The organism is Nocardia sp. NPDC049220 (assembly GCF_040647855.1).
Lineage (GTDB): Bacteria > Actinomycetota > Actinomycetes > Mycobacteriales > Mycobacteriaceae > Nocardia.
Map to the genome: position 1 here is coordinate 1 of NZ_JBEZDA010000036.1, position 13,781 is coordinate 13,781.

Genomic DNA, 13,781 nt, shown 5'->3' on the forward strand with positions numbered 1-13,781 from the left:
TAATCGACGGAAACATGCGTCAACCAGGGATCACTGAGCGACGCATGCTCGCGGCGAAGCGCCAAGAGTTTTCGGTAGCAAGACACCAACCGCACATGCGCAGGCTCATCCAGTTCGCCCCAGTTCAGCTTGGAACGCAGAAAGGTCCACGGGTCCTGCGGATCGGGAACCTCGGCGGTGTCCCAGCCGTGCTCGGCGAACTCCTCCTCGCGCCCGGTGGCGGTGGCGGCGGCAACCACCGGATCAGTGTGCGAGGTGAAGAACAGGAACGGAGTGCGCGCGCCCCACTCCTCCCCCATGAACAGCATCGGCGTGAACGGCCCACACAGCACCAGCGCGGCCTTGATGGCCAACTGGCCATCGCTCAGATACGCGCTCGGCCGGTCACCGATCGCACGGTTACCGATCTGATCATGGTCGCAGGTGTAAGCCAACAACGCACTGCCCGGAATCAGGCTCGGGTCGATCGGGCGGCCATGCGTACGGCCACGGAAGCTGGAAAACGTTCCGGCATGGAAAAACCCGTGGGTGAGCGTATCGGCCAGGCACCGCAGCGAGCCGAAATCGGCGTAGTAGCCCTGGCGTTCGCCGGAGACGGCGGTGTGCACCGCATGGTGCAGGTCGTCGTTCCACTGCCCGGCCAGCCCGTAGCCGCCTGCCGCGCGCGGGGTGATCAGCGCGGGATCGTTGAGGTCACTCTCCGCGATCAGCGTCAGCGGTCTGCGCACGTGGGCAGCGAGGCGATCGGTTTCGACGGCGAGTTCGGTGAGCAGATGAGTGGCAGTGCGATCGACCAAGGCGTGCACGGCGTCCAGTCGCAGCGCGTCGATGTGGAACTCACGCAACCAGCGCAGCGCGTTGTCGATGATGTGCCTGCGCACCTCGTCGGACTGCGGACCGTCCAGGTTGACGCTCTGCCCCCAGGTGTTGCGGCCGGCCGTGAGGTAGGGCGCGAAGCGCGGGAGGTAGTTGCCAGAGGGACCGAGATGGTTGTAGACGACGTCGAGACAGACCGCCAGCCCGCGGGCATGGCAGGCGTCGACGAATCGCTGCAATCCGTCGGGCCCACCGTAGCTTTCCTGCACCGCGTACCAGAGCACACCGTCATATCCCCAGTTGTGGGTACCGTCGAAGGCGTTCACGGGCATCAACTCGACCACCGTCACGCCGAGCGCGACCAGATGGTCGAGCCGCTCGATCGCGGCATCGAAGGTACCTTCCGCGGTGAAGCCGCCGAGGTGCAACTCGTAATAGACCGCGCCGGCCAGTATCCGACCGGTCCAGCCCGCATCGGTCCACCCGGCGGGATCGAGCGAGTGCAGCGCCGAACGGGCGTGCACCCCGTCAGGCTGGCGCGCCGAGCGCGGGTCGGGTAGCACAGTCGGATCGTCATCGAGCAAAAACCCATATCTGGCGCCGTTCGAAGCGGGCAGATCGGCGCGCCACCACCCGTTCGGCGACCGCGTCATCGGATGGATCACTCCGTCCAAGTCCAACCGCACCAGCTCCGGTCGTGGCGCCCACACCTCGAACACAGTCACCAGGCCAGCATCGCACGCACCCGATCGGCCCGCGCGCCCTGGACACACTCGGCTACGTGGCACGTCCACCCCGGCCGGCGGGAGTCTGCGCAATCGCGGCCGACGCTGATCAGCGGAGTACGAAGGGGGATAACGCGGAGAACAGTGCTGGACTGGATGGGACGAGCCCTGACAGAGTGGGAGCGTGGGTATCTATGGCGAGCAGGTTGTTCCGAGGATCGTGAACATCGCCTGCGGGACGCGAGCCAATGATCCGCTACGCGAGCGCGTATGCGCCGGACTGTACGGACGTGTCGTGGAAATCGGATTCGGATCGGGGTTGAATGTGCCGTTCTACCCGCCGGCCGTGGGTTCGGTCAGTGCGGTCGAGCCTGCCGATCTCGGCTGGAAGCTGGCGCGCGAGCGGGTTGCCGCGGCATCCGTGCCGATCGAGCGGGCCGGCACGGACGGGCGGTCGCTCCCCCTTGGCGACAGCTCCTTCGATTCCGCGCTGTCGACCTGGACTATGTGCACCATCCCCGATGTCGCGACAGCCTTGGCGGAGGTGCGGCGCGTGCTCGTGCCCGGAGGAACGCTGCACTTCGTCGAGCACGGGTGCGCGCCCGATCACCGGGTGCGGGTGTGGCAGAACCGGCTCAACCCGGTGCAGAAGACGTTGTTCGGCGGCTGCCATCTGAACCGCGATATCCACGGCCTGTTGACCACCGCCGGTTTCGAGATCCGGACTGCCGAGTCGTTCTACGGCGAGGATGCGCCCCGGATCTTCGGTGCCCAGACGATCGGTGTCGCAGTCTCACCCTGACCGGACCGCCCAGCATCGGCACCGCGGCCCGCACCGCACCGCTTGTCGCGTCCGTCGAGACCGGCGCGAGGCTGTTCCCCTCGCAACGGAGAACCGCGCACCACTTCGGGGTGCACAGCCCGAGCCGATCTGCGGACGCGACGGCCTCAGACGGTGAGACAGCCCGGTCCGAGCAATGCCTTCAGGTCACCCATCAGGGCCGACGACGGCGAAACCCGCAGTTTGTCATCGAGTTTGAGCAGCGTGGTCTTGTCACCCGCGCCGACGAGCCGCAGGTGCACGTCCGAGGTGCCGGGGTGGCTGGTCAGCACCCGGCGGAGCGCGCCGACCTTGTCCGGCGTGCACATGCGGGTCGGAATGCTGACCGCGAGCGGCTTGGCCACCCCGATGGCGGAGAGGTCGGGGACGGCCAGATCGTTGGCGATCAACGAGATCCGGTCGTCGCGCACCGAGACGCGGGCCTTCACCAGCACCACCGCGTCCTCGACCACGTCCATGCCGTACACCGAATACGCCTGCGGGAAGAACAGCACCTCGATGCCACCGGTCAGGTCCTCCAGTTGGGCGGAGGCCCACGCCAAACCATTCTTGTTGATACGGCGGTTCACCGACGCGAGGATCCCGCCGATGGTCACCTGCGTGCCATCCTTGATGTCACCTTCGAGGATGACGGGGATCTGGGTATCCGCCTGCGCCGCGAGCACGTGTTCGACGCCGTTGAGCGGATGTCCGGACACGTACAGGCCGAGCATCTCCCGCTCCAGCGCGAGCCGGTGCTTGGACTCCCACTCCTCGTCAGGCACCTTCACGTTGAATATCGATGTCACCGACTCGTCCGCGTCGACGCCGCCGAACAGGTCGAACTGACCGATCGCCTCGGCCTTCTTGGTGGCCATCACGGCATCGATGGCGTCGGAGTGAATCAGCAGCAGGCCCTTGCGCGGGTGCCCGAGCGAGTCGAAACCACCTGCTTTGATGAGAGATTCGGTGACCTTCTTGCTCGCCGCGATCGCGTCGATCTTGTTCAAGTAGTCGGAGAAGTCGGTGAACTTCGATTTCTCCTTGCGTGCCTGGATGATCGAGGCGACGACGTTCGCACCGACATTGCGCACCGCGCCGAGACCGAAGCGAATGTCCTTGCCGACCGAAGCGAAGTTCTGCTCGGACTCGTTGACATCCGGCGGAAGCACGGTGATGCCGAGACGTCGACAGTCCGAGAGGTACACCGCGGCCTTGTCCTTGTCATCCCCGACGGAGGTGAGCAGGCCGGCCATGTACTCGGCCGGGTAGTTGGCCTTGAGGTAGGCGGTCCAGAACGACACCAGACCGTAGCCCGCCGCATGCGATTTGTTGAACGCGTATCCGGCGAACGGAAGAATGGTGTCCCACAGCGCCTTCACCGCGCCCTCGGAGAACCCGTTCGCCGTCATACCCTCGTGGAAGCCCTTGTATTCGGCCTCCAGCACCTCGAGTTTCTTCTTACCCATCGCCTTGCGCAGCGCGTCGGCCTTGCCCATGGAGTACGAGGCGACCTTCTGCGCGATGAACATGATCTGCTCTTGGTAGACGATCAGACCATAGGTCTCGGCGAGGATCTCCGCGAGCGGCTCCTCCAGTTCCGGATGGATCGGCTTGATCGGCTGGCGATCGTTCTTGCGGTCGGCGTAGTCGTTGTGCGCGTTCATGCCCATCGGACCGGGGCGGTACAGCGCGAGCACCGCGACGATGTCGTTGAAGCCGGTGGGCTGCATGCGGCGCAGCAGGTCGCGCATGGGGCCGCCGTCGAGCTGGAACACGCCGAGCGTGTCACCGCGCGACAGCAATTCGTAGGTGGCCGGATCGTCCAGCGGCAGATTGTCCATGTCCAGGTCTATGCCGCGGTTGGCCTTGATGTTGTCCAACGCGTCACCGATCACGGTGAGATTGCGCAGGCCGAGGAAGTCCATCTTCAGCAAGCCGATGGCTTCGCAGGAAGGATAGTCCCAGCCGGTGATGATCGCGCCGTCCTGCGGCCGCCGCCAGACCGGGATGGCCTCCATCAGCGGCTCCGACGACATGATCACCGCGCACGCGTGCACGCCCGCGTTCCGGATCAGACCCTCGAGTCCGCGAGCGGTCTCGTAGATCTTCGCGACATCGGGATTGTTGCCGATGAGTTCGCGGACCTCGGCGGCCTCCTTGTACCGCTCGTGATCGGGGTCCATGATGCCCGACAGCGGGATGTCCTTGGCCATGATCGGCGGCGGGAGCGCCTTGGAGATCTGGTCGGCGATGGCGAAGCCGGGTTGGCCGAACTGGACGCGCGCCGAGTCCTTGATCGCCGCTTTGGTCTTGATGGTGCCGAAGGTGATGACCTGGGCGACCCGGTCGGTGCCCCACTTCTCCGTGGCGTAGCGAACCATCTCACCGCGGCGGCGATCGTCGAAGTCGATATCGATATCGGGCGCGGAGGGACGCTCCGGGTTCAGGAACCGCTCGAACAGCAGGCCGTGCGGCAGCGGGTCGATATTCGTGATGCCCAGCGCGTAGGCGACCAGCGAACCCGCAGCCGAACCACGGCCGGGGCCGACCCGGATGCCGACCTCCTTCGCGTGCGAGACGAGGTCGCCGACGACGAGGAAGTAGGCCGGGAAGCCCTTCTGCTTGATGACGTCGAGTTCGAAGTAGGCGCGGGTGTAGTACTCCTCCGGCACGCCATCCGGGAACCGGTGCGCCAGACCGCGGTCGACCTCTTTGCGCAGCCAGGAATCCTGGTCCTCGCCCGCGGGGACGGGGAACACCGGCATGCGGTCCTTGAAAGCCCAGACGTCGTCGTAGGACTGGACCCGCTCGCCGATCAGCACCGTGTTGTCGCAGGCGCCGGGCACCTCGGCGTCCCAGAGCGCGCGCATCTCCGCGGCGGACTTCAGGAAGTAGCCGTCACCGTCGAACTTGAACCGAGTCGGGTCCGAGAGCGTCTTGCCGGTCTGCACACACAGCAGCGCCTCATGGTTGCTGGACTGATCTTTGGTGACGTAGTGACAGTCGTTCGTCGCCAGCGCCGGGATGCCCAGTTGCCTGCCGACGTTCAGCAGTCCCTCGCGGACTCGCCGCTCGATGGACAGTCCGTGGTCCATCACTTCGAGGAAGAAGTTGTCCTTGCCGAAGATTTCCTGCCACTTGGCCGCGGCCTCGAGCGCCTCACGCTCGTGGCCGAGTCGGAGGCGGGTCTGCACCTCGCCGGAGGGGCAGCCCGTCGTCGCGATGATGCCTTCCGCGTACTGGGCGATGATCTCCTCGTCCATACGCGCCCACTTGCCGAGTTGGCCTTCGATGGAGGCCAGGGAGGACAACTTGAACAGGTTGCGCAGGCCGGTCGCGGTCTCGGCGACCATCGTCATGTGTGTGTAGGCGCCCGAACCCGAGACGTCGTCGCCCTTCTGGCTGGGGTCACCCCACTGCACCCGCTTGGTGTTGAACCGGGAGGCGGGCGCGATATACGCCTCGATGCCGATGATTGGCTTGACATCGTGTTTCTTGGCGGAGTTGTAGAACTCCGACGCCCCGTACATGTTGCCGTGGTCGGTCATCCCGACCGCGTTCATGCCCAGCCGTTTCGCCTCGCTGAACAGCGGAGAGATCTTGGCCGCACCGTCGAGCATGGAGTACTCGGTGTGGTTGTGCAGGTGAACGAACGATCCGGACGAGGCGGCCAAGACGGTCCTTCCTCCCAAGGTCTCGACGGGGGTTGGCTGGACCGATTCTAGGGGTCGGTACCGACTGGTTCGGCACGGCTCGCTGAGGCGTCGAGGGCGCGCGGCGTGTCGGTGGCGAAGATCACCAGCGCGTCCTGGCGACTCGCCATAAGAGTGGCCGATTTCCGCGAGTGTCGCGACACGAGCAGAGCTGACGTAACAGACTGCGACCGGGTCACGACGGTAGTCTCGACTTCCCTTCTCACGACGATGTCGGACGCCGCGGGGACGGACGCACCAGAACGGACACAGAAGTTCCCAAACTTGTGGAGGTGTCGATGAATTCGGCAAAAGCACTGTTCACCGTTCCCGCACTGCCCGCGGTCGCGATCACGGCACTACTCGTGACGGCCACGCCCGCCGCGGCGGCGACGACGGACGGTCGGTTCCCCACCATCTACGCCCTCGGCCAAGGTCCCTGTGTGGGGGCGGTCGAGTCCTCGGTCAACCCCAACGCCTACCCGAACCTCGCGGCGTTCACGGTCAGTTCGACACTGGTCGGCGTCGGGGCATGCACCTTGCCGGTCACGCTCAACTGGCGCAACGCCGACACCGGCGAGACCGGTGCCTTCCCGGTCACCGCGCAGGGGCCGGGATATTGGGGCAACAGCGGCCACTCCGCGCTCTTCGCACCCGGCTTCGGCCATTTCACCGCGACGGTCAGCGTCGGCGGCGCGCATCTCCCCGAACCGGGGGCGATCGAGTTCACCGTGGCGCCCTACCAGGGTTAGCCGATTCCGCACCGGGCCCGCGCCACACTGCCGGCCCGGTGCGGGCCGCCGTCCGATCCACACGGCGAAGACCATGCCGCGGCGGACTCGAATCCGTGGCGACGATAATCGGCCCATGGCTCCCCTTCCGCAGTGCCCGCGATGACCACCGCGCTCGCCGTCGTGGTCGCCGCGACGCTGATCGCAGGCGCGCTGCTGATCTGGCGGCGCACCCGCCGGGTGGTGACCACGCCCGCCGAGCGGGCGGTGCATTCGGCTCTGCACACCGCGTCGCTGGCGGCGATACCACTGCGACGGGGCCTCACCGAACAGTCGGCGCAAGCAGCCGCACCGCACCTGCGTGCGCTCACCGGCGCGGAAGCGCTCACGCTGATCGACGCCGACGGCACCCTGCTCGCTTGGGAAGGTCCCTACGCCGAACTGGCCGAATACTTCACCGAGGCCGCCGGACGCGCGGTCGCGAATGAGCGGCCGGTTCTCGTCACCGGCCCCTGCCGCGGCGAGCACGGGGGGCGCACGCTGATCGCTCAGCCGCTGCTGATCGAATCCACCGGGGTGGCCGGGGTGCTCGGCGTGGTCACCACCGGAAAGCCGGGTCCCGGCTGGCTCGGCGCGGTCACCGAGGTGGTGCGGTACGCCTGTGGCCAACTCGAATTGGCCGAACTGGACGCCTCCCGGGCCCGGGTCGATCGGGCCGAGGTGCGCGCGCTGCGCGCCCAGATCAGCCCACATTTCATCTACAACGCGCTGAACACCATCGCCTCGTTCGTCCGCACCGATCCGACGCGCGCCCGCGAATTGATCCTCGAATTCGCCGACTTCACCAGATACTCCTTCCGCGCCGCGGGCGAATTCACTGTGCTGGCCGACGAGCTCCGCAATATCGAGCGATACCTGGCGCTCGAGCGCGCCCGCTTCGGTGACGCGCTGGAGGTGCGCCTACGGATCGCTCCGGAGGTGCTCGGCGTCGTGCTGCCCTTCCTCGCGTTGCAGCCGCTGGTGGAGAACGCGGTACGGCACGGGCTGGCCCGTACGACGCACGGCGGCACGGTCAGCATCGTCGCCGCTGACGCGGGCACCGACTGCGTGATCAGCGTCGAGGACGACGGCGTCGGCATGGATCCGGAGCTGCTGCGCTCCGGCGCGCTCGACGCCGTCGACACCGGCACGGGCCCGGCGGGCTCGGGCGAGTCGGCTCACATCGGACTGGCCAACGTCGACGACCGACTGCGCGCGGCGTTCGGCAACAGCTACGGTCTGGTGGTCGAAACCGCGCCCGGTGCCGGCACGAAGGTCAGCCTGCGCGTGCCCAAATTCCGCGCGGGCATCCAGGCATGAACCCGCCGCCCTCCCGAATGACATTCGTCGACCGGGCCGCGCACACCCGGATACGGGCTCGCCGCGCGCTCGGACATCGCTGCACAACCACGCCGGATGCCGCGGTTCCGATGCCCGAGTGGCGCCGCGGCGACCTGCGCCTACGATGAAGCGATTGTGACCCGCACGACCAGCAAGCCGGCGGGCACGCTGCGCGTGCTCGCCGTGGATGATGAGAAACCCGCTCTGGACGAGCTGGTGTATCTGCTGCGCACGCGGCCCGAAATCGGGGAGATCCACGCGGCCGCCGACGCGACCAGCGCGCTGCGGATACTGCGGCTACACCCGGTCGACGCGGTGTTTCTGGACATCAACATGCCAGGGCTGGACGGGATGGAACTGGCCGGGATCCTGTCGGAATTCGCGAATCCACCCACGGTGGTGTTCGTGACCGCACACGATGATCGCGCGATCGCGGCGTTCGATCTCGGCGCCGTGGATTATCTGCTCAAGCCGCTGCGCGAAGCGCGGCTCGCCGCAGCGACCCGACGGATCGCCGCGGCACGCAGCACACCGCAGCACGCCGCCGACCAGTCGCGGACCGATCCGAGCGAGGTCATTCCGGTCGAGCTGGGCGGGGTGACCACCCTGGTGCCGCGCGCCAGTGTGAGTTGGGTAGAGGCGGACGGCGACTACGCGCGACTGCACACCAGCGGCGGATCCCACTTGGTGCGCATTCCGTTGTCGGCGTTGGAATCCCGCTGGCAGGACGCGGGTTTCCTCCGGGTGCACCGGTCATATCTGGTCGCACTGCGGCTGGTGATCGGACTGCGCACCGTGGGCTCCGCGACCATGGTGTGCCTGCGCGCCGAAGGTGACGCCGCCGCGGTCGAACTGCCGGTCAGCCGCAGGCAGGTGCGTGAACTGAAACAGCGGCTGGTGCGCGGCCATCGGCAGCGGTGGAGCACCTCGTGACCGGGCCGCAACGTCCGCCGCGGCAGCGCGTTGTGCTGTCGCAGCGGCGCGGGGCACGGCGAGTGCGCACCAGGGTGGAGGTGGCCGAACAGACCGAGATCGGTGCGGCGCTCATCGGCGGCCTGATCCGCGCGCAGTTAGGGCTCGCACTGCGACTCGGCCTGGTGACGGTCGCCGTGTTGGGTGTGCTGCCGGTGCTGTTCCAGGTCGGAACGATCGGAACAGTGGCGGTGGCGGGAGTGCGGTTGCCGTGGGTGCTGCTCGGCGGCGCGGTGTACCCGCTGCTGTTGGTGGTCGGCCGGTCGTATGTGCGCCAGGCCGAGCGCAACGAACAGGACTTCCTCGAGCTGGCCGAGGATTGACATGCTCTTCACCTACACCCCGCACGCCATGTCGCCGACGCGAAGCGCCCGACACCGCCACCGTGCCACCATGGGCGTCCACCGATATGGCGCGTCCGGTTCGGTGCGATCCACCGGGACGTGCGGCGGTCACCTCACCACAGCGGTGCCGCGCAACCACCACCTCTTTTCGGCGCGCTCCGCGTTCCGACGAGGTTCGGCATGATCGCCGGATCCGTCCCCGCGTTGACGGTGGCCGCGCTGGTTCTCGCGGCGCTGGCTACCGTCGCGATCGGCGCGTACGGGGTCCGCCTCGCGCGCACCACCTCCGACTTTCTGGTCGCCTCGCGCAGTGTGGGGCCGCGCTGGAACGCCGCCGCCATCTCCGGCGAATATCTCTCGGCCGCTTCGTTTCTCGGCGTCGCCGGGTTGATCGCGAAATACGGCGCCGACGCGCTGTGGTACCCGGTGGGTTTCACCGCCGGATACCTCGCGCTGCTGATGTTCGTCGCGGCACCGCTGCGCCGCTCCGGCGCGTACACCGTGCCCGACTTCGCCGAATTCCGTTCGGGCTCACCGCGCCTGCGCAGGCTGGCCGCGACCGTGGTGGTGCTGGTCTGCGCGGTATATCTGATCCCACAGTTCCAGGGCGCCGGGTTGACGCTGCACATTCTGCTCGGCGTCCCGGACTGGGTGGGCGCGGTGGCGGTCGGCGCCATCGTGCTCGCGAATGTAGCCGGCGGCGGGATGCGTTCGATCACGCTGGTCCAGGCATTCCAGTACTGGTTGAAGCTGACCGCCGTGGCGATTCCGGCGCTGGTGCTGCTCGGACACTTCCTCGCCGACGAGCGCGCGCTCGGCACACCCGCTCCTCCGGTGGTGGGCGAGCGCACCACGGTCGACGTGACCACCGACGTGGTGGTACAGGTGGGCGCGCCACACCAGGTTTCGATCGACGGTACCCTCGACGACCGCGCGGTCGACGGAGCGGCGCTGCTGACAGCGGGCACGCACGAGCTGGCCGCGGGCACGCGACTGGTGCTGGATGCGGGCACCGAGGTGCCCGTCGTCGCGGGCGCTCCCGCCGACGGCGTGAGTTGGCTGGCGCCGGGCGGCGGGCTCGGCGGTTCGCACCCGACCTACCAGGTGTACTCGCTGATCCTCGCGACCTTCCTCGGCACCATGGGGCTGCCACATGTGCTGGTGCGCTTCTACACGAACCCCGACGGGAGGGCCGCCCGCGCCACGGCGCTCGCGGTGATCGGGCTGGTCGGACTGTTCTACCTGTTTCCGGTATTGCTCGGCGTCTTCGCGCGGGTGTACGTGCCACAACTGCTGATCACCGGAACCTCGGACGCCGCAGTAGTGCTGTTGCCGAGTTCGGTGGTCGGCGGGCTGCCAGGGCAGCTACTCGCGGCCCTGGTGGCGGCAGGCGCGATCGCGGCGTTCCTGTCCACCTCGTCGGGTCTGCTGGTCAGCATCGCCGGCGTGCTCAGTACCGACATGCTGCGCGGGCGGATTCGCGATTTCCGGGCGGCGGCGCTGGTCGCAGGGATTGTGCCGCTCGCGCTGTCGCTGACTGTGGTGTCGCTGGACCTGTCGCGCACCGTGGGTCTGGCGTTCGCGGTCGCCGCCTCCACCCTGTGCCCGCTGCTGGTACTCGGTATCTGGTGGCGTGGGCTGACCGCGACTGGCGCGTCCGCTGGTCTGGTGGTGGGTGGTCTCACCGCGGGCTCGGCGACGGCTGTCTCGGTCACCGGTGGGCTTTCCGACCAGGTTGCCGGTGGCTGGCCGGCGGCGATGCTCGCGTACCCGGCGGCGATCAGCGTACCGTTGGCCTTCGCCACCATGATGCTGGTCAGCGCGTTCACCAGTGGGCTCGACAGCAGGCGGATCGGCCATATCTTCGTCCGGATGCATGCGCCGGAACGGCTGGGAATGGGTGCCGACCGCGAGCGCGGCCTGCGCTCGGACTGACCGACCGAAGGCGCGGGACGCCCATCCAGCACCGCGCAGCGCCGGACCGTTCGTCGCACCGCACCGACCGCTCACCGCAGATTCGACCACCTTCGCGGAGTGATTCAGACCACATCATTTTGTCTTCGCGCGCACCTGGCTACCGTCCAGACGACGTAAGCCATGTCACACGCTAGGACCATCATGACCAGTACCGATCTCGACAGCACCGTCCCGCGGCAGGTGCCGAGTGCGGCGGAGTTCGCCGAAGTACAGCGCAGTCCCCAGTTCCAGGAATTGCGAACCCGCCTTCGCCGCTTCGTGTTTCCGATGACCGCACTGTTCCTGCTCTGGTATCTCGGGTTTGTGCTGCTCGGCGCCTACGCGCACGACTTCATGTCCCGTTCGGTGATCGGGGATGTCAACGTCGGTTTGCTGCTCGGGCTGGGCCAATTCGTGTCCACCTTCGCCATCACGGCACTCTACGTCCGGTTCGCCAATCGAGAACTGGATCCACGCGCGGTGACCATCCGCGCCTACCTCGAGGGAGACCGGGCGTGAACACCGTGAGCATCTACGCCGCATCGTCGACCGTGGGCAACCCGGTAGCCAATATCGCCATCTTCGCCGTCTTCGTCGCGATCACCATGGTCGTGGTGATCCGGGCCAGCCGGAAAAACGCCACCGCCGCCGACTACTTCACCGGAGGACGCGGCTTCTCCGGACCGCAGAACGGCATCGCCATCGCGGGTGACTACCTCTCGGCCGCGAGTTTCCTCGGCATCGCGGGCGCCATCGCCGTCTACGGCTACGACGGCTTCCTCTACTCGATCGGGTTCCTGGTCGCCTGGCTGGTCGCCTTGCTACTCGTCGCGGAGATGCTCAGGAACACCGGCAAATTCACCATGGCGGATGTGCTGAGCTTCCGGCTGAAAGAAGGCCCGGTGCGCACCGCAGCCGCGCTGTCCACGCTGACGGTGTCGCTGTTCTATCTGCTGGCGCAGATGGCGGGCGCGGGCGGGCTCGTCGCCCTGTTGCTGGACATCTCCGACAAGACCGGGCAGTCCATCGTGATCGCCGTGGTCGGCGTGCTGATGATCGTGTACGTGCTGGTCGGTGGCATGAAGGGCACCACATGGGTGCAGATCATCAAAGCGGTGCTGCTGATCGTGGGCGCCGCGCTGATGACCGTGATGGTGTTCGCGAAGTTCGGCTTCGACTTCTCCAGCATCCTCGGCGCCGCGCAGGACGCGGTATCCGACTCGACGAACAAGGCGGTCGCGGCACGCGACGTGCTCGCGCCTGGAGCGCAGTACGGCGGTAGCGAGATCTCGAAGCTGAACTTCGTCTCGCTCGGCCTGGCGCTGGTGCTGGGCACCGCGGGACTGCCGCACGTGCTGATGCGGTTCTACACGGTGCCCACCGCCAAGGAAGCACGGCGCTCGGTGGTGTGGGCGATCGGCCTGATCGGTGCGTTCTACCTGTTCACCCTGGTGCTCGGCTACGGGGCAGCCGCGATCGTCGGCCCGGACCGGATTCTGGCCGCCGCGGGTGGGCAGAACGCGGCGGCGCCACTGCTGGCGTTCGAACTCGGCGGAGTGGTGCTGCTCGGCGTGATCTCCGCGGTCGCCTTCGCCACCATCCTCGCGGTGGTCGCGGGCCTGACCATCACCGCGTCGGCGTCGTTCGCGCACGACATCTACGCCAGCGTGATCAAACGCGGCAAAGCCGGTGAGAAAGAACAGGTTCGGGTCTCGCGGATCACGGCCGTCGTGATCGGCGTGCTGGCCATCGCCCTCGGCATTCTCGCCAATGGGCAGAACGTGGCCTTCCTGGTGGCGCTGGCATTCGCGGTGGCCGCGGCGGCGAACTTGCCGACCATTCTGTTCTCGCTGTTCTGGCGGCGGTTCAACACCACCGGAGCGCTGTGGAGCATGTACGGCGGCCTGATCTCGACCATCGTGCTGATCGTGTTCTCCCCCGCGGTCTCGGGCACCAAGACCTCGATGCTGCCGGGATCGGATTTCGACTGGTTCCCGCTGTCCAATCCGGGAATCGTCTCCATCCCACTGGCTTTCGCACTCGGCGTGGTCGGAACCCTGGTCGGCGGCCGGTCCGACGACTCGGGCAAAGCCGCCGAGATGGAGGTCCGCTCGCTCACCGGCGTGGGCGCCGAGAAGGCAGTGGCGCACTGATCGCTGCCCGGTATCCGTTGTTTCCCTCAGCTTTTCGTCAGGAGAATTCGCGTGACCCGCGCTACTACCGATGACCGCGACAGCGCCCCCACCGCCTACCCGCCGAGTGCGGAGTTCGCTGCCGCGGCGAATGCCGATGCCACCCTCTACCAGCGGGCAGCCGCCGACCGTGACGGCTTCTGGGCCGAG

Annotated in this window: 10 protein-coding genes; 8 read left to right on the forward strand and 2 right to left on the reverse strand. The window is 67.3% G+C overall.

Annotated elements, in window-relative coordinates; translation table 11 throughout:
- Window positions 1-1,541, reverse strand: a 1,541-nt coding sequence (gene treZ / locus AB0C34_RS31080) for a malto-oligosyltrehalose trehalohydrolase (protein WP_357080910.1), incomplete at its 3' end; no start/stop codon positions are given.
- Window positions 1,542-1,725: 184 nt separating this feature from the next.
- Between treZ and AB0C34_RS31085 the strand changes: the two genes are divergently transcribed.
- Window positions 1,726-2,343: a class I SAM-dependent methyltransferase gene (locus AB0C34_RS31085; protein WP_357080912.1), complete on the forward strand. Its 618-nt coding sequence runs from the start codon at window positions 1,726-1,728 to the stop codon at window positions 2,341-2,343.
- A gap of 146 nt (window positions 2,344-2,489) precedes the next feature.
- On the opposite strand, the gene dnaE is transcribed toward AB0C34_RS31085, so the two are convergent.
- Complete coding sequence (gene dnaE, locus AB0C34_RS31090; RefSeq protein WP_357080914.1) at window positions 2,490-6,038, reverse strand: DNA polymerase III subunit alpha; 3,549 nt, start codon at window positions 6,036-6,038, stop codon at window positions 2,490-2,492.
- 317 nt (window positions 6,039-6,355) lie between these two features.
- Here dnaE and AB0C34_RS31095 point away from each other — a divergent pair, with 317 nt between their 5' ends.
- From AB0C34_RS31095 to AB0C34_RS31125, 7 genes are all read left to right on the forward strand, one after another.
- Window positions 6,356-6,808: a hypothetical protein gene (locus AB0C34_RS31095; protein WP_357080917.1), complete on the forward strand. Its 453-nt coding sequence runs from the start codon at window positions 6,356-6,358 to the stop codon at window positions 6,806-6,808.
- Window positions 6,809-6,949: 141 nt separating this feature from the next.
- Window positions 6,950-8,146 carry a histidine kinase gene (locus AB0C34_RS31100; RefSeq protein WP_357080920.1) on the forward strand — a complete coding sequence of 399 codons (1,197 nt, stop codon included), beginning with the start codon at window positions 6,950-6,952 and terminating at the stop codon, window positions 8,144-8,146.
- Between the two features lie 156 nt (window positions 8,147-8,302).
- Entirely contained in the window at window positions 8,303-9,100 is a 798-nt protein-coding gene (locus AB0C34_RS31105; protein WP_357080922.1) for a LytTR family DNA-binding domain-containing protein, read from the forward strand.
- Window positions 9,097-9,462, forward strand: a complete 366-nt coding sequence (locus AB0C34_RS31110; protein ID WP_357080925.1) for a hypothetical protein — start codon at window positions 9,097-9,099, stop codon at window positions 9,460-9,462. Before AB0C34_RS31105 ends, AB0C34_RS31110 begins: the two co-directional genes overlap by 4 nt.
- A 201-nt stretch (window positions 9,463-9,663) precedes the next feature.
- Window positions 9,664-11,418 (forward strand): cation acetate symporter, encoded by a 1,755-nt coding sequence (locus AB0C34_RS31115; RefSeq protein WP_357080928.1) that lies wholly within the window; start codon window positions 9,664-9,666, stop codon window positions 11,416-11,418.
- A 183-nt stretch (window positions 11,419-11,601) separates the two neighbouring features.
- Complete coding sequence (locus AB0C34_RS31120; protein ID WP_357080931.1) at window positions 11,602-11,958, forward strand: DUF485 domain-containing protein; 357 nt, start codon at window positions 11,602-11,604, stop codon at window positions 11,956-11,958.
- Window positions 11,955-13,592 (forward strand): cation acetate symporter, encoded by a 1,638-nt coding sequence (locus tag AB0C34_RS31125; RefSeq protein WP_357080934.1) that lies wholly within the window; start codon window positions 11,955-11,957, stop codon window positions 13,590-13,592. The genes AB0C34_RS31120 and AB0C34_RS31125 overlap by 4 nt, the downstream gene beginning before the upstream one ends.
- The last annotated feature ends 189 nt before the right edge of the window (window positions 13,593-13,781 follow it).